Source organism: Maritimibacter harenae (assembly GCF_009882975.1).
GTDB classification, from domain to species: Bacteria; Pseudomonadota; Alphaproteobacteria; order Rhodobacterales; family Rhodobacteraceae; genus Maritimibacter; species Maritimibacter harenae.
In genome coordinates this window covers 1-215 of record NZ_WTUX01000025.1, presented here as the reverse complement: position 1 = coordinate 215, position 215 = coordinate 1, and the positions used below count along the sequence as shown (strand labels likewise).

Sequence of the window (215 nt, the reverse complement as noted above, 5' to 3'; positions counted from 1 at the left end):
TTGGTTGATATCATTTCTCTGCCAATAGACCAGCGCCGGTGGTTTGCCGCCGAGGGCTGAGTGAGGACGCTGGTGGTTGTAGAAGGTCATCCATTTCCGGATGGCCGCTTTCGTCTCTGATCCTGTCTCCCAGGCATGCAGGTAGACGCATTCGTATTTCAGGGTTCGCCACAGCCGCTCGATGAAGATGTTGTCGAGGAATCGGCCTTTCCCAT

General features: G+C 54.9%; 1 protein-coding gene. It reads right to left on the bottom strand.

Annotated elements, in window-relative coordinates; all coding sequences use genetic code 11:
- Window positions 1-215: integrase core domain-containing protein (locus tag GQE99_RS20170; RefSeq protein ID WP_161353768.1), on the bottom strand; the 215-nt coding region annotated here is incomplete at both ends.